The following is a 16254-nucleotide window of genomic DNA, read 5'->3' on the forward strand; positions in this document are numbered from 1 at the left end:
GTGTTATCGGGCAATCTTCGTCTGATGGGGACCGAGGAACCAACAGGAATATGAGACCGGAATTTGCGCTTTCCCTGTCTTTTGAAGGCATTGGGCTGCTCTACCGAGAGTCGGGCGGCTGGCGCCTTCTGGACGAAGTGCCGCTGGCCTCGGACGACCTGACCCAGGCGCTTGGTGCGCTGCGCGAGATGGGTGAGGCGATCGCGGCGGATTTCCGCTGTGTGCTGGTGCTGCCCAACGACCAGATCCGATATCTGTCGTTGGAAACCGGCCGCGCCCGCGACGAGGTGCGCCGCGTAAAGGCGGCAGAGGCGCTGGAAGCGGCAACCCCCTATGGCGTGGATGATCTGAGTTTCGACATAGCCGCAAACGGGCGCATGACCCATGTTGCAGCGGTCGCCCGCGAAACATTGGACGAGGCCGAGAGCTTTGCCGTGGATCACGGATTCCGGCCCGTCGGCTTCACCGCAATCCCGCCCGAGGACAGCTTTCCCCAGGCCCCGGATTTCGGTGCGACCCGCTTTGCTGGCGAACATCCCGATGCGCTGCATGAACACGACCCGGTGGTTATCAGCATTACTGCGCGAGGTCCTCTGCCTGCCGCGCAACCTGCATCGCAGGAACCGCCTGCCCCGGCATCCGAACCTGAAGCGCCCCCCGAACCGCAAGCCGCGCCCGCGACCAAGCCCACGGCTGAGACTGCGGTTGCGCCGCTTCGCCTGACTGGTGCGGACGAAGTTGACGCAACATCGTCGGAAGACGGCAGCCCTGCGGACACGGCACGGCAAGTCGCCATCGACACGCGCGCACCGGCGCCGGCCGCCTTCGCCAGCATCCGTGCGCGGCGGGACGACACTGCCGATGCAACCAAGTCCCTGTCCGGCGTCACACGTGACGACGTGGGCGCGACCGCTCCTGTTATCCAGCCGCCCTCGGGCGAAGCTGCGGACACGGATGACAGGGTGTCGGCCCAGTTGCGTTTCGACCCCGCCAGCCTGATCAAAGGCCTGCGCGCCGACCCGGTGATCGACGAGCCGGAGGAAGAGGACCAGGCCAAGTCCAACGGCGTCGCGACATCCTTCTTCAGCCGCCGGGCAAGCCGGGCTGCGCCTGCCGCGATCACGCCCGCCGCCGCCAACGGACCAGTGAACAGCCGGACGCCCCATGCCGATCCCGACGAGGGTGCGCCCGACGACGGCACCGATGAAAAGCGCCGCATGACGATTTTCGGCGCGCGCGAGACCGAGGTCGGCGGCAAGCCCCGTTTCCTTGGCCTTGCCCTCACCGTACTGTTGCTGCTGTTCCTTGCAGGGGTCGCGGCATGGGCGGCGCTGTTCCTTGAAGATGGGGTCGCTGGCCTGTTCGGGCGCGAGAACGCACCGCAGATCGCCGTAAGCGACCCGGACGAAGCACCGGTGGAAACCCCCGTGATCGCCCCCGAGGACGTGCCAGTCGTGACCGCCCTGACCACGGCTGTCCCCCCGGATGAGGTCGCCATGATCGACCTGCGCAACGAGGGCGACGACCTTGCACTTCTCGAAGACAGCATGGCCGAACCGGAACCCGAGCCAGAGCCCGCCCCGCTTCTGAGCGAGGCCGACGCGCAGGCCCGATATGCGGTCACCGGCATCTGGGAACGCGGCCCCGATCAGCCCGCCACCCCGACCATCGGGCAGATAGACGATATCTACATCGCCTCGATCGACCCTGCGGACCTGGCCCATGACGCGATTGCCCTGCCCGAGGCAAATCCCGAACATACGGACAAGGCCATGGACCGCCAGCCGGTGCCGCCGCCGTCCGGCACCACGTTCCAGTTTGATGAAAACGGGTTGGTCGTTGCCACGCGCGAAGGGGCCCTGACCCCCGAGGGGATCACGGTGTTCCTTGGCAAACCTTCCGTGCTGCCGAAGGCTCTGCCAGAACGCGCTGACGACGCCAGCCCGGAATCGGATGCGGTGAAGCTGGCCCTGCTTGCCGAAATTCGCCCCCGCCTGCGTCCGGGCAACATGGCGGACCGGGTCGAGCGCAGCCAGACCGGTGGGTATACGCTGGACGAACTTGCCTCGGTTCGCCCCAAAATGCGCCCCGCAACCGAAAAGGCACAGGCAGAGCGGGACACCGCAAAGACGGATCAGGCGATCGTTGCCTCGTTGAAGCCCCGAGTCCGGCCGTCGAATTTTGCCCAGATCGTGGATCGGGCGATGCCGAAAGAGGTGGCGGTGGCAACCCCGGTGTCCGCTTCGGTTACGCCCAGCATCCCGTCCTCGGCCTCGGTCGCGCGACAGGCAACGATGAAGAACGCGATCAACCTTCGAAAAGTGAACCTGATTGGCGTATACGGCACGGCCAACGACCGTCGTGCCTTGGTTCGCCTTCCGAACAGCCGTTACAAGAAGGTCAAGGTCGGCGACCGCATCGATGGCGGCAAGGTCGTGGCCATTGGCGATCAGGAATTGCGCTATCAGAAAGGTGGCCGAAACTTGGTGCTGACCCTGCCCAAGAGCTGACACCATTTGAGGCTGCAGACCTCGGGCCGGTTGTGCTAGCGTGGTCTCCACTTCGGGCGGACCACTGGAAGAGACTTGGCAAGATCAAACAATAACAACCCGATGGACGAGCTTCTTCGCGCCCGTCTGCGGATCAGGGAAGGCGCCAGGTTTCGACTGAAGGCGTTGCGGATCCTGATGCAGCTCATCGATGTCGGCAACAAGGTTTTCACGGGTCAAAGCTTTTTCGCGCTGCGCGAGGCCGAGGCGACGCTGATCGAACTGGACGGCCGGACCGGGCTGGAACTGGTCGATGCGTTGCTGGCGATGAAGGGTGGCACCACGATCACGGCGCATGGGGTGGAGAACATTCCACGCGAAGGCGCGGTTGTCATCGCCTCGACCCATCCCGTTGGCACCTATGACTTCATCGTCCATGCCGGGGCGCTTCTGCCGCACCGCCCCGATCTGAAGGTGATCGCCAACCGCGAATCCGAGCGTTTTCTCGGCAAGGACATCCTGATCCCCGTCGATCTGGACAAGCACAACAACGCCACCTCTGCCCGCGCCACCCACGCCGCGATGCAGTCCCATCTGGACGCGGGCGGGGCGCTGCTGATCTTTGGCTCGGGACGGGTGCCGCGAATGGAGAACGGGTTGCTGGTGGAACCGCCGTGGCGCCTTGGGCCAACGCGCATGTCGGAAAGCGCAAACGCCCCGATCATCCCCGCCTCGCCGGACATGAGAAACTCGCGCCATTACTACCGCACCCGTCGGTTGGTCGGCTGGCTGAGCCGGGGCAATGACGATCTGGCGCGGGAAGTGGCGTCGCTGCGCTATGTCTCGGAACTGCTGGCCAAGCTGGGCGGGACGTATGACGTGCATTACGGGCCCGCGTTGCCTCCGGGAACGCCCCCGGACGAGATCAAGGCCGCAGCCGAGGCGCTGGTGCCGGGGCTGTACCACCCGGTCTGACATGGCCGCGTGACGACAAAAACGCCGCCGACCCGAAGATCGACGGCGCCCCCTCCCCCCGGTTGGACCGGGCCTATCGCCTGCTTGTCATTCGGCGGCGATTTCGCCGTTCTCGATCTGCTCGCGCTCGATCGACTCAAACAGCGCCTTGAAGTTGCCCTCACCGAAACCATCATCGCCCTTACGCTGGATGAACTCGAAGAAGATTGGGCCGATCACCGTTTTCGAGAAGATCTGCAACAGGATCTTGGTTTCACCCCCGTCGACAACCCCTTCGCCGTCGATCAGGATGCCGTGTTTCATCATCCGGTCCTTGGGCTCGTCATGGCCTTTCACACGCTCATAGCTGAGGTCGTAATAGGTTTCATTCGGACCGGGCATGAATTTCAGCCCCTTGGCGGCGATCTTGTCGGTCGAGGTATAGATGTCGTCCGAGCCCACGGCGATGTGCTGGATGCCTTCGCCGTTGTATTTCTTGAGATAGCTGACGATCTGCCCGGTCTCGCCGCGGTCCTCGTTGATCGGGATGCGGATACGGCCATCGGGCGAGGTCAATGCGCGGGAAAACAGGCCGGTATATTTGCCCTGGATGTCGAAAAAGCGGATTTCGCGGAAGTTGAACAGGTCGCCATAGAATTTGAACCACTTGTCCATGTTGCCCTTGAAGACATTGTGGGTCAGATGGTCGAGATAATAGAACCCGTCGCCCGCCGGTTTCTTGTCGCTGACATAGTCGTATTCGGCGGCATAGGCATCCGCGCCCTCGCCATATTGGTCAACGAAATAGAGAAGGCTGCCGCCGATGCCATAAATCGCGGGCACATCCAGCGCCTTGCCGTCGCCCTCGTAAGGTATCGCGCCCTTGGACACGGCATGGTCAAATGCAACCTTTGCGTCCACCACGCGCCACGCCATCGAAGGCGCGCAGGGCCCGTGTTCCTCGACGAACTTGGCGGCAAAGCTGCCCGGTTCGGCGTTCAGCACATAGGTCACATCGCCCTGCTGCCACAGTTCGATGTTCTTGGTCTTGTGCTGGGCGGTCTTGGCATAGCCCATGCGAGCAAACAGGTCACGAAGCTCCTGTGGATCGGGATGGGCGAATTCGACAAATTCGAACCCATCCGTGCCGGCGGGGTTTTGCGGGGAAATGGTGGCTTTTGGTGCTTCGTGCGGGAAGGGACCCATGTCGCGTCTCCTGTTGGACTGAAGGTAAAGATGTTCGCTGAATGCAATATATTCGCAACGCAGCGCGGGTTTTCCGCGAATTTGGGTGTTCAGACTGCGTATTTTGCGCGAGTATCGCACACAATTGCCAATTTTTCGGAATTCCCCGCACATGCTCGATGACACCGACACCCGACTCCTTGCTGCCCTGCAAAAAGACGCCCATCTGACCGCGCAGCAACTGGGAGAAATACTGAACCTGTCGCCCAGCCAGGCCGGACGGCGGCGGCAGCGGCTTGAGGCGGAAGGCTATATCCAGAACTACGCGGCGCGGCTGGACGCCAAGAAGCTGGGCCTGTCGGTGCAGGCCTTTGTGCAGGTCAGTCTTGGGATTCACGGGCCGGAACAGTCAAAAAGCTTTGCGAGACTTGTGAACACCCGACCGGAAATTGTCAGCGCCTGGACCCTGACGGGGGATGCGGATTACCTGCTGAGGGTCTATTGTGAAGACCTTGCCGCGCTGAACAGCTTGATTCACGAAACTTTACTGCCACATCCAGCGGTAAGCCGGGTGCAAAGCCAGATCGTGATGGACCAGTTCAAACGCGACGCGCCGCTGCCCACGTGATGGACCATAGGGACTGACATGGAAAACATTTTCTTTCAGGCAACGATTTTCCTGGCCGCCGCCGTGATCGCGGTGCCGATCGCTGCGCGGCTTGGGTTGGGCTCGGTGCTGGGCTACCTCGCGGCGGGGGTGGTGATCGGGCCGGTGCTGGGCCTTCTCGGAACACATGAATCGCACGAGTTGCAACACTATGCCGAGTTCGGCGTGGTCATGATGCTGTTCCTGATCGGACTTGAACTGGACCCGCGCGCACTTTGGGCAATGCGGCACAAGCTTTTGGGTCTTGGCGGGTTGCAGATCGGCATTACCGGGGCTGCGGTGGCCGGGGCCGCCATTCTGCTTGGGGCCGAAACCCCGCTGGCCATCGCGATCGGTATGACATTCTCGCTGTCCTCGACGGCGATCGTGCTGCAAACCCTGACTGAGAAGCGGCTGATGCAGACGAAGGGCGGGCGATCAACCTTTGCCGTCCTGCTGACACAGGATATTGCCGTCATTCCCTTTCTTGCCATCCTGCCGCTTCTGGCTTCGCAGGACGCGCGCGCGGAGCTGGCCGAAGGGCATGACAACGCCAGCGGTGCGCTTGGCTTTGTCGCCGAGTGGCTGCACAGCCTGCCCGCCTGGGGCGAGACGCTGGTCACCCTGGGTGTGGTCGCGGCAATCATCCTGGGCGGGATTTATGGCAGCCGCCCGATCTTCCGCTATATCCACGGCGCCCATCTGCGCGAAATGTATACGTCGCTTGCCCTGCTGATCGTGGTCAGCATTGCGCTGGTGATGACCGTGGTCGGCCTGTCTCCGGCGCTGGGAACCTTCATCGCCGGGGTGGTTCTGGCGAACTCGGAATTCCGCCACGAGATGGAAAGCGACATCCAGCCCTTCAAGGCGCTGCTTCTGGGATTGTTCTTCATCACGGTGGGGGCCGGGATCAATGTCGATCTGTTGTTCAGCGCACCGCTGACGATCCTTGGGCTGACACTGGGGCTGATCGCGCTGAAGGCGCTGATCCTGTTCGTGCTGGCGGTGGTCTTTGGCCTGAAAGGGCGCGACCGGCTGTTGTTCACGCTGGGCCTGGCGCAGGCCGGTGAATTTGGCTTTGTCCTAATCTCCTACTCGCTGACCCAGAACGTGATGCCGATGGAAACCGCCGAAGTCCTGCTTCTGGTGGTGGCGTTGTCGATGCTGGTCACGCCGCTGTTGTTCATCGCCAACGAGGTGCTGGCCCGCTATGCGGTGACGGACGCGGTGGACGACGCCCCGGAACCTGACGACATCGACGAACAGGGTCCGATCATCATTGCCGGGATCGGCCGCTTTGGGCAGATCGTGCATCGTCTGGTGTCAAGCGCAGGCTTCCGCACGGTGGTTCTGGACCACGACCTGCGCACGGTGCAGCTGATGCGGCGGTTCGGGGTGAAAGGGTTCTTCGGAGATCCCACCCGGCCGGAACTGCTGCATGCCGCAGGGCTGGCCGAAGCCAAGGTGCTGGTGGTGGCGCTGGATGATCCCGAAGCGGCGTTGAAACTGGTCAAACACGCCCGCCGCGAACGGCCTGACCTGCATATCGTCGCCCGCGCCCATGACCGCGTCAGCGTCTTCAGGCTGTATCAGGCCGGGGCCAACGACATCGTGCGCGAGATGTTTGACTCGTCCCTGCGCGCGGGCCGCTATGTGCTGGAGAACGTCGGGCTCAGTGAATACGAGGCGGCGCAGGCCGAGCAGACCTTCTATCAGCATGACCGGATGACGATCCGCGAACTCGCCATGCTTTGGGATCCAGACAAGCCGCCCTCAGAGAACGAGGCCTATGTCGCGCGGTCGAAGGAGTTGCAGAAAGAGCTTGAGGCCGAATTGCTGGCCGTGCTGGACACGCGCAGCGACGCCGCCTGACCAGTCATGTCCCCACCTGACCAGAGGTGGGGACATGGGTATTTTTGACCAGCAAAAAACCTAGTCGGCGTCCGAGACGCCGGCTTCGGCAAAGGTGGCCATGCCGGAATGACAGGCGATGGCCGACTTCAGAATGCTGATGGCAACCGTCGCGCCCGATGCTTCGCCCAGGCGCATGCCAAGCGACAGGATCGGCGCCTTGCCCAGCTTGTCCAGAAGCGCGCCGTGGGCGCCCTCGGCGCTGACATGCCCGGCGACCGCGTGGTCCAGCGCGCCGGGATTGGCCGCCGCAAGACAGGCGGCAGCGGCGGTGCAGATGAACCCGTCAAGGATCACCGGGATACGGTGGGCACGGGCCGCAGCGATGGCGCCCGCCATGGCCGCCAGTTCCCGCCCGCCAAGGCAGCGCAACACCTGAAGCCCGTCGTTGGTGCCGTGCAGCGCCACCGCTTCGGCGACAACACGGGTCTTGTTGAGAAGTCCGGCGTCGTCGACACCAGTGCCACGCCCGGTCCAGTCCTCAGCATCGCCTCCAAACAGCGCAAGCGCGATGGCCGCCGCCGATGTGGTATTGCCGATCCCCATTTCGCCAACCACCAAGAGGTCGGCACCGGGATCAACCGACGTCCAGCCCTTGGTCAGGGCCTCGGTCACGTCTTCCTCGGTCATGGCCGCGGTCTTGGTGAAATCCTGGGTCGGCTTGTCCAGCGACAGGGCATGCACATCCAGCGAGGCCCCCGCCGCGCGGCACAGCTGGTTGATAGCCGCACCGCCGTGCTGAAAGTTCAGCACCATCTGCTCGGTCACCTCGGCGGGAAAGGCCGAGACACCCTGCGCCGTAACACCATGGTTGCCGGCAAAGACGATCACCTGCGGACGGTCAAGCGATGGCCGCGCATCGCCGCGCCACCCGGCATACCAGATCGCCAGTTCCTCAAGCCGCCCCAACGCGCCCGGCGGCTTGGTCAGCTGACCATTTCGCGCCTCGGCCTCGCCATGTGCTTTTGCGTCAGGGGTTGGCGCCTTGGCCAGCGTTGCGCGGAATTCTTCAAGTGTGGCAAAGGGGGCGGTCATGGGCAGCTCCGTGAATGGACTTGTTCTTGGGGGGTGTTTACCTGAAAGATGCCCACCGACAAGGCGGGAAGAGACTTTACGAGGGTGAGAGCCGACATGCCGCAGCAGAAACCGGATATCAGAGCGGGCGATATCGCTGTCGCGCTGGCGCTGCTGACGCGGCTTCCCCTGCGTGCCGACTTCTCGCGCGGGGCGGCGGCCGCCTGGGCCTATCCGCTTGCGGGCGTGGTTCTGGCGATGCTGGCGGGTGTGATGTGCTGGCTGTTGATGGCGCTTGGCCTGCCTCCCACGCTGGCGGCGGCGGCATGGCTTTTCGCGACGATCGTCCTGAGCGGCGCCATGCACGAGGACGGGCTGGCCGATTGTGCCGACGGGTTCTGGGGCGGTTGGGAAAAGGCGCGCAGGCTTGAGATCATGAAGGACAGCCGGATCGGCACCTATGGCGTGCTGGCGCTTGGCCTGTCGCTGTTGTGTCGCTGGGCGGCGCTGACGGTGATCCTGACGGTGCCGGGGTGGGGACTGGCACTGATCGGGGTGGCGGCACTGAGCCGGGCGGCCATGCCGGCTCTGATGACCGCCTTGCCCCATGCGCGATCAGACGGGCTGAGCCGGGCGCAGGGGCGTCCGTCGCGGCAACAGGCGCTGGTGGCGGTGGCTATTGGATGCGGCGCTGCGATACTGGGCGCGGGTTGGGGCGGGATCGCCTTGATTGTCGTTGCCCTGCTTGCCACAGGCTGTTGTGCGCTGATCGCCAGATCCAAGATCGGTGGCCAGACAGGGGACGTTTTGGGGGCAACGCAGCAGGTCTGCGAAATCGCGCTTTTGGCGACCCTTGCCACGCTAACGTGAACCGAGGTCCAAAGTCCAAAAAAAACCGCGCCCGGTGACAGGCGCGGTTTCTTGATTTTGGAATGTCCGTCAGATCAGGCGGCGCGGGACAGCAGCACCTCGTCCACCTTCTTGGCGGCGGCGACCTCGTCATCGCCGTGAACTGCGGCAACTTCGCGGGTCAGCCGGTCAAGCGCGGCCTCATAAAGCTGACGCTCGGAATAGCTTTGCTCGCGCTGTTCGTCGGTGCGGTGCAGGTCGCGGACCACCTCGGCAATCGCGATCAGGTCGCCCGAGTTGATCTTTTGCTCATATTCCTGCGCCCGGCGCGACCACATGGCGCGTTTCACCTTGGCCTTGCCCTTCAGCGTCTTCATCGCCTGATCCACGACGTCGGGCGACGAGAGCGAGCGCATGCCGATCTCGGTGGCCTTGTTGGTGGGCACGCGCAGGGTCATCTTGTCCTTCTCGAACGAGATCACGAACAGCTCAAGCGACATGCCTGCCACTTCCTGTTCTTCGATCGAGATGATCTGACCAACACCATGCGCCGGATAAACAACATGTTCATTCGGGCGGAAGTCCAGTTTCTTCTTCGTCATATAGTCTTTCCCAGATTTGCCTGAGCCGGCGAACAAGATACCCCCGGGAAAACAGCTTCCCGCGACCAAGGTTTCTCTGCGGCGTAAAAAACCATCCACGGCAGCATGCACATCGGATGGTATCAGGCAGGTCACAACATTTGTGTCAGCAATATAACACAAAAATGGGCCGAATCAAAGGGGCACCCGTGGCAACCGCACGGTTCCCCCTTCCTTTTCAGTGGTTTGGGGCGGAAATTTGCCCGTCGCGGGCACCGCCAGGCGGCACCACGAGACGAATCGACCTCAGCCGCCCTCGCCCGGAGCTTCGGAGAAGTATTTCTCCATCTTGCCTTCTTCGCCGTCACGCTCATCAGCGCCGGGAAGCGGGTCTTTCTTGGAAATGATCACCGGCCAGATTTCCGAGTATTTCCGATTGAATTCGACCCATTTCTCCATCTCCGGCTCGGTGTCGGGACGGATCGCGTCGGCGGGGCATTCCGGCTCGCAGACGCCGCAGTCGATGCATTCATCGGGGTGAATGACCAGAAAGTTCTCACCCTCGTAAAAGCAGTCCACCGGGCAGACCTCGACACAGTCGGTGTATTTGCAGGCGACGCAGTTTTCGGTGACGACATAGGTCATGTGAAGGACTCGATCTGGTTTGACTTGGGCGTCTGACTAAAACAGCCGGGGCTAATCTTCAAGCGCTGTGCGGCGGGAAAGGTCGAGATTGCGACGATCACGCTTGGACGGGCGACCCTTTCCGTCAAATCCCGGCGCGTTTGGAACAGGTGTTTCGGGTTCGGTGCGGTCGATATAAAGCGCCTGCGCCTCGGCTGCGGGGCCGCGCCGGTCGCCAAGGGCGGCGATTTCCACGACGCGAATGCGCCGGGCCTGCGGGAAGGTCAGCACGTCCCCCTGCGACACCGAATGACTGGGCTTTGCGGCCTTGGTTCCGTTGACGCGGACATGGCCGCCGGACACCACCTTTGCCGCCAGGGTACGGGTTTTGAAAAACCGCGCATGCCAGAGCCACTTGTCAAGCCGTTGCTTTGGGGACGGGTCGGTCATCATAGTTTTCTTCTGTGTCGGAGGTTTTCCACTGGCAAACCTAATTCCTGAAGCACTCCAAATAGCTTAAAGTCTTGAGTAACTGTGACGACACCGTTGCGAACGAGGGTGATAATTGCGTAGTCGGTTAGTCCATGGCTGCTCATTGCATCCCTGGCCACTAACTCTTGGGAAACAGCTTTCAGTTCTTGACAGTTTTCCACGTAGCGCCGGAACTGCAAAAACAGCGCGGGGGTTGCCGTGTTTCGCTTCCCGAAACCAATTAGGTTTGATGTCTCGGCTAGAACGTAAGGGAGGGTTACGAACGCTTTTGCATCTGACAAAATTTCATTGAGGTTCGTATAATCCTCTTCGTCCAAATCGGAGACGGGTTTTCTCTTTCCCAACCATTCGGGATGCGTAGATCCTACCAACCACAAAATCAGAGTATTTGTGTCTAGGAAATACTTCTTCAAACGACATCCAATTTGATTAACGCACTATCTTCATCGCGAATGAAGAACCGGCGGGCCTCCCTAACTGGAATGACTTCTTGAGGAGACAATGCCGCCAACGCGTTGTAGTTGGGTTGGCGCATCTTTGTCCTACCCACATCGAAGCCAATTGTAACAGACCAAACGCCGGTAGAGTCGTCAAAGTCTAGTTCCTCCAACAAGACGTTTTCAGTTTTCGTGTCGGCAAAAAACTCATTGAAATAGCCTTTGGCTATTTCAATGGCATTTGAAGGTGTCAATGACTTCGCGTCTGCAATAGGCATCTCGATCACCCCTTGTCCTTCAGCCCCATCAGCGCCGCGGCGAAGGGGTTGTCGGGGTCGATCTTGTCCTGCTTCGGAGGACGCGCCTGGAAGGACTTGGCGCCCTGTTCCTTGCGCGGGCCCTTGCCGCCTTTCGGACCGCCGGGACGTCCGCCCTTGGCACGGGGCTTGCCGCCTTGCGGGCGGGCATCGTCACGTCGGCCACGGCCACGGTTGCCGCCCTGTCGGGCACCGCGTCCAGCCCATGTGAAGGTATAGAAGGTCTCGATCTCGGGGCCGTCTTCGGAAGCAGCTTCGGCAGGTGTTTCTGCGGGTGCTTCGACGGGTTCTTCGATCTCAGCCACCGCTTCTGCAACAGGTGCCTCAGCCTCTGCCGCGTCTGTGGCGGGGACTTCGGCGGGCGCGGCTTCTGCGTCTGACGCCTCAACCGCCTCGGCGGGGGCAGCTTCCGGCGCGGCTTTGACCTTTTCACGCTCGCCCTTCTCGGCCTTGTAGCCAAGCCCGGTCATCAGGTCGGCGAACTGGTCCAGCGTCATGCCGGTGATCGACAGCATGTCGGCCTTGGCCTCAAACCCGCCACGGCTGTCTTCGGTGCGCAGCATGTCGGCAAGCCGTTCCAGCATGTCGATACGGATCGCGCGGTCGCCGGCGGCGCGGTAACCGGCCATTGCGTGATAGCCATGCGGCAGACCTTCACCCGAGGGCACGGTCACCAGACCCGGAGGCGGCGCTTCGGGAAACTCTTGCAGACCCTTCGACAGCGACCACAGTACAAGGCGCAGACGCGTCGGGGCGGGTTTCAGCAGCAAGGGCATGAAGATGGTGAACTGGCCAAAGCGGATGCCATGCTTGCGCAGCGCGCCACGGGCGTCCTGATCCAGTTCCTTGACTTCGCTCGCGACCTCGCCACGGGGCAGGATGCCGAGGTTTTCAACCATGCGGAAGGCAAAGCCACGTGCCAGCCCGGTCAGTTCCTCGTCCCGGCCAAGGTTCAGCAGCGGCTCGAACAGCGCGGCGATCTTGCGGTCGATGAAATGCTGAAGGCGACGCTGGACCTTTTCGGCAACCTCGGCCCCGGCCTCGTCGTCGACAAAGACCTCGACCTGCGGTTTCAGCGGCTCGGGTCCGGCGACCAGTTTGCCGACGGCGCTGTCGCCCCACATCAGACCACCCTGTTCGGTGAAGTCGATCTCGGTATCGGGCGCGTTATAGAACCGGTCGGCGCGCAGGTGGAAATGCGGGGCCAGCGCCTGAAGGCTGGCCTGTTTCAGCGTCTTGGCTTCCTGTCCCGTGGCGCCCTTGTCGCCCATGAACCGGAACCCTTCGAGACGACCGACGAATTCACCTTCGACGCTCACCTCACCCTTGTCATTCACTTCGGCCAAAAGGGCCTCCTTCTGCTTGAGCCGGCGCAGAAGCACGGATGTGCGCCGGTCCACAAATCTTTGGGTCAGACGCTCGTGCAATGCATCCGACAGGCGATCTTCTACCGCGCGGGTTTCGTTTCGCCAATGGTTTTCGTCACTTACCCAGCCTTTCCGCTGTGCGACATAGGTCCACGTGCGAATAAAGGCCAGACGTTTCGATAATGTGTCAATATCGCCATCAATCCGGTCGATCCGGCGTACCTGCCGGGCCAGCCAATCGTCGGGAAGTGCCTGTTTTTCATGCAGATAACCGAAAATCGTTTCGATCAGGCCCGCGTGTTCGGCGTGGCTGATGCCGCGAAAATCCGGGATACGGCACACATCCCAAAGCAATCTGACCCCGTCCGGTGTCCCGGCGCGGGCGCGGATTTCCGCCGTTTGCGCCACGGATTTCAGCGCCATAAGGTCATCCGCCTCGCGCGCCTTGATCAGGATTTCATCCTGCGGCGCCTCTTCCAGCGACGCGATCAGTGCGTCGATCGAGCCGAAATTCAACGCCGCATTGCGCCAGTTCAGCTTGCGAAGCGGGGTAAAGCGGTGATCCATGATCGCCTGCGCGACCTCGTCCGACAGCGGCGCGGCTTCGCCCGTGACGCCAAAGGTGCCGTGACTCATGCCGCGCCCGGCACGGCCCGCGATCTGACCCAGTTCGTTCGGGGCCAGCGGGCGCATCCGGCGGCCATCGAACTTGGTGGTGGCGGAAAAGGCGACGTGGTCGATGTCGAGGTTCAGCCCCATGCCGATCGCATCCGTCGCCACAAGGTAGTCGACATCGCCGTTCTGATAGAGATCGACCTGCGCATTTCGGGTGCGCGGGGAAAGTGCCCCCATCACCACCGCCGCCCCACCCTTTTGTCGGCGGATCAGTTCGGCGATGGCATAGACGTTGTCGACCGAGAAACCGACGATGGCCGAACGCGGCTGCATCCGGGAAATCTTGCGGCTGCCGGAATAGCTGAGGGTCGACATACGCTCGCGCTGCATGAATTCGGCCCCCGGCACCAGCGCCCGGATGGTGCCGCGCATCGTGTCGGCGCCAAGAAACAGCGTCTCATGCGTGCCGCGTGACCTGAGCAAACGGTCGGTGAAGACATGGCCGCGCTCTGGATCGGCGCAAAGCTGGATTTCGTCAATGGCAACAAAATCCGCGCCCATGCCCTCGGGCATGGCCTCGACCGTGCAGACCCAATACTGGGTGCGCGGCGGCACGATCCGTTCCTCTCCGGTGACCAGCGCCACAACCGATGGTCCGCGTGCGGCAACGATCTTGTCATAGACCTCGCGTGCCAAAAGACGCAGTGGCAGGCCGATGATGCCCGACCGATAGCCCAGCATCCGCTCGATCGCGTAATGCGTCTTGCCGGTGTTGGTGGGGCCCAGCACCGCGGTGATGCGTCCAAGGTCTGGCATGGTCCTGCCCGCGCGAATTCGGTCTTAAAGCTCTTGCCCCTTCACCTGCGGTGCGAGTCGGGCCAGTGCCTCTGTAGCCGCTTCGTGATGGGGATGTAAGACCTTCACCTGTTCCCAGGCTGTATAGGCGTCGTCGGGCATATTCATCGCTTCCAGCAGCTCTGCCAGCCCCGCGATGGCCTGATAGTGGCGCGGCTCAAGCGCCAGCGCATGTTCCAGATCGCCGACCGCCGGTCCAAACATGCCCAGCGCGGCAAAGGCGCGGGCGCGTTCGACCCAGCCTTCGGCAAAATCAGGCGCGTGGTCGACCAGTGCGGTGAAATGTTCGACCGCGATGTCATACTCGCCCCGTTCCAGCGCATCGGCGCCGCGTTTTCGCAACAGGTCTGCCGTGGCAGACCCGCTGCGATCCCATTCCAGCTGGATCTCACGCTCCAGCTGTGCGGCCTGCGCGGGACTGGCATCGCGCAGGCGGTCCAGAAGCGCCGACGCCTCGCTGCCGAAAACGGATACGGGGTGCAAAAACCCGCTTGCGAGGCAAACTGCCGCAACGATAGGTTTGAGAAAATTGTGCAAGTTGACCATAACGTAAATCATATTAAGCCGTGCGGATCATTATTCCAGACCCGCACCACTATCCAAAGGACAAACTTATGAGCGATATCGTGACCGCAGCCGTCGAAGCCCTGCAAGCCAAGCTGGGCGGCGAAAGCTTTGATGGTTCGGCAAAATTCGAGATCGAGGGCGAAGGTTCGATCGTGATTGACGGCTCCGGCGTGCGCGCTTCGGATGACGAGACGGACGTGACCCTGTCGGCAGACGTCGACACGTTCCAGGCGATTCTTGCCGGTGAAACCAACCCCACTGCCGCCTTCATGTCCGGCCAGCTGCGCGTTGACGGTGACATGGGCATGGCGATGAAACTGGGTTCGGTCCTGGCCTGAGCATTTGGTCGAACCGATGCGGCTGTCCCCCGCCCCGCTTTATCACGAGGTCGCCGACGGTCCCGAAGGCGGTGTCGCACATTGGGCCGAGACCTCGGACGGGGTGCGGATCCGGCTGGCGCATTGGGTCCATGAGGGTGCCAAGGGGACGGTTCTGCTGTTTCCCGGCCGCACCGAATATATCGAGAAATACGGGCGCGCGGCCAGCGATCTGCGCGCCCGTGGTTTTGCCACGATGATCATCGACTGGCGCGGTCAGGGCATTGCCGACCGCCTGACCGAAGACCGCGCGGTCGGACATGTCGGCGAATTTGGCGACTACCAGCGGGACGTCGCCGCCATGGTGGATGCCGCCCAGGCTCTGGACCTGCCGAAACCTTTCTTCCTTCTGGCCCATTCCATGGGCGGCTGTATCGGCCTGCGCGCGCTGATGGGCGGGCTGCCGGTCAAGGCCGCCGCCTTCAGCGGCCCGATGTGGGGTATCCAGATGTCAGCGGCCATGCGCCCCACCGCCTGGGCGCTGTCCTGGGTCGGGCGCAAGGCTGGCGCAGGGACAAGCTTTACACCCGGCACCAAGGCGTTGACCTATGTGCTGGATGCCGATTTCGAATGCAACAACCTGACCCATGACCGCGACATGTGGGAATACATGCAGGTGCAGATGCGTGAGCGTCCCGATCTGGCCCTGGGCGGTCCCGGGCTGCACTGGCTGCATGAAGCGATGAACGAAACCCGCGCGCTGGCCAAGCTGCCCGCCCCCGATTATCCGTGCATCACCTTCCTTGGCGGCGATGAGAAAATCGTCGATACTCCCGCGATCCATAAACGCATGGAGAACTGGCCGGGCGGAGAGTTGCATATCGTCAAGGGGGGCGAACACGAGGTCCTGATGGAACTGCCCGAGATGCGCACCCCGGTCTATGACGGGATCTGCGCGTTCTTTGACCGGCACCTGTGACGCTCTTTTGAACGACGAAACCGCCACCGGCATTTACGGGGCGGTCCTTGTCATT

The 16254-nt window shown here is 62.3% G+C and carries 16 protein-coding genes; 7 read left to right on the top strand and 9 right to left on the bottom strand.

Features of this window, described 5'->3' with window-relative positions:
• Positions 1–50: 50 nt before the first annotated feature.
• Together JQ863_RS14695 and JQ863_RS14700 are read left to right on the top strand one after the other, a co-directional pair.
• Positions 51–2510 carry a hypothetical protein gene (locus tag JQ863_RS14695; protein WP_204114904.1) on the top strand — a complete coding sequence of 820 codons (2460 nt, stop codon included), beginning with the start codon at positions 51–53 and terminating at the stop codon, positions 2508–2510.
• A 102-nt stretch (positions 2511–2612) separates the two neighbouring features.
• Positions 2613–3464 carry a 1-acyl-sn-glycerol-3-phosphate acyltransferase gene (locus JQ863_RS14700; RefSeq protein ID WP_204114905.1) on the top strand — a complete coding sequence of 284 codons (852 nt, stop codon included), beginning with the start codon at positions 2613–2615 and terminating at the stop codon, positions 3462–3464.
• Positions 3465–3551: 87 nt separating this feature from the next.
• Here JQ863_RS14700 and hppD read toward each other — a convergent pair whose 3' ends face one another.
• Positions 3552–4649 carry a 4-hydroxyphenylpyruvate dioxygenase gene (gene hppD / locus JQ863_RS14705; RefSeq protein WP_204114906.1) on the bottom strand — a complete coding sequence of 366 codons (1098 nt, stop codon included), beginning with the start codon at positions 4647–4649 and terminating at the stop codon, positions 3552–3554.
• A gap of 151 nt (positions 4650–4800) precedes the next feature.
• Here hppD and JQ863_RS14710 point away from each other — a divergent pair, with 151 nt between their 5' ends.
• A complete protein-coding gene (locus JQ863_RS14710; protein WP_204114907.1) occupies positions 4801–5256 on the top strand; it encodes an Lrp/AsnC family transcriptional regulator in 456 nt (151 codons plus the stop codon).
• Between the two features lie 18 nt (positions 5257–5274).
• Positions 5275–7146, top strand: a complete 1872-nt coding sequence (locus JQ863_RS14715) for a cation:proton antiporter domain-containing protein (protein ID WP_204114908.1) — start codon at positions 5275–5277, stop codon at positions 7144–7146.
• A 60-nt stretch (positions 7147–7206) separates the two neighbouring features.
• On the opposite strand, the gene cobT is transcribed toward JQ863_RS14715, so the two are convergent.
• Positions 7207–8220 carry a nicotinate-nucleotide--dimethylbenzimidazole phosphoribosyltransferase gene (cobT, locus tag JQ863_RS14720; RefSeq protein WP_204114909.1) on the bottom strand — a complete coding sequence of 338 codons (1014 nt, stop codon included), beginning with the start codon at positions 8218–8220 and terminating at the stop codon, positions 7207–7209.
• A 96-nt stretch (positions 8221–8316) separates the two neighbouring features.
• On the opposite strand from cobT, the gene cobS reads away from it, so the two are divergent.
• On the top strand, positions 8317–9069 hold the full coding sequence (gene cobS / locus JQ863_RS14725) for an adenosylcobinamide-GDP ribazoletransferase (protein ID WP_204114910.1): 753 nt from the start codon (positions 8317–8319) through the stop codon (positions 9067–9069).
• A gap of 74 nt (positions 9070–9143) precedes the next feature.
• Here the strand turns inward: cobS and JQ863_RS14730 are convergent, their stop codons facing one another.
• The 7 genes from JQ863_RS14730 to JQ863_RS14760 all read right to left on the bottom strand — a co-directional run bounded on the left by JQ863_RS14730 (position 9144) and on the right by JQ863_RS14760 (position 14819).
• Entirely contained in the window at positions 9144–9650 is a 507-nt protein-coding gene (locus JQ863_RS14730; protein ID WP_204114911.1) for a CarD family transcriptional regulator, read from the bottom strand.
• A gap of 285 nt (positions 9651–9935) precedes the next feature.
• Positions 9936–10274, bottom strand: a complete 339-nt coding sequence (fdxA, locus tag JQ863_RS14735) for a ferredoxin FdxA (RefSeq protein WP_204114912.1) — start codon at positions 10272–10274, stop codon at positions 9936–9938.
• A gap of 51 nt (positions 10275–10325) precedes the next feature.
• Positions 10326–10703 carry an RNA-binding S4 domain-containing protein gene (locus JQ863_RS14740; RefSeq protein ID WP_204115171.1) on the bottom strand — a complete coding sequence of 126 codons (378 nt, stop codon included), beginning with the start codon at positions 10701–10703 and terminating at the stop codon, positions 10326–10328.
• Entirely contained in the window at positions 10703–11158 is a 456-nt protein-coding gene (locus tag JQ863_RS14745) for a PIN domain-containing protein (RefSeq protein WP_204114913.1), read from the bottom strand. Before JQ863_RS14745 ends, JQ863_RS14740 begins: the two co-directional genes overlap by 1 nt.
• On the bottom strand, positions 11155–11469 hold the full coding sequence (locus tag JQ863_RS14750; protein WP_204114914.1) for a hypothetical protein: 315 nt from the start codon (positions 11467–11469) through the stop codon (positions 11155–11157). The genes JQ863_RS14745 and JQ863_RS14750 overlap by 4 nt, the downstream gene beginning before the upstream one ends.
• Positions 11466–14297, bottom strand: a complete 2832-nt coding sequence (locus JQ863_RS14755; protein WP_204114915.1) for a helicase-related protein — start codon at positions 14295–14297, stop codon at positions 11466–11468. Before JQ863_RS14755 ends, JQ863_RS14750 begins: the two co-directional genes overlap by 4 nt.
• Before the next feature lie 24 nt (positions 14298–14321).
• Entirely contained in the window at positions 14322–14819 is a 498-nt protein-coding gene (locus tag JQ863_RS14760) for a tetratricopeptide repeat protein (protein ID WP_239113293.1), read from the bottom strand.
• Positions 14820–14950: 131 nt separating this feature from the next.
• Here JQ863_RS14760 and JQ863_RS14765 point away from each other — a divergent pair, with 131 nt between their 5' ends.
• Both JQ863_RS14765 and JQ863_RS14770 read left to right on the top strand, forming a co-directional pair.
• Entirely contained in the window at positions 14951–15241 is a 291-nt protein-coding gene (locus JQ863_RS14765; protein ID WP_204114916.1) for an SCP2 sterol-binding domain-containing protein, read from the top strand.
• Positions 15242–15257: 16 nt separating this feature from the next.
• Entirely contained in the window at positions 15258–16199 is a 942-nt protein-coding gene (locus JQ863_RS14770; RefSeq protein ID WP_204114917.1) for an alpha/beta fold hydrolase, read from the top strand.
• Positions 16200–16254: the final 55 nt, after the last annotated feature.

The organism is Shimia biformata (assembly GCF_016888515.1).
Lineage (GTDB): Bacteria > Pseudomonadota > Alphaproteobacteria > Rhodobacterales > Rhodobacteraceae > Shimia_A > Shimia_A biformata.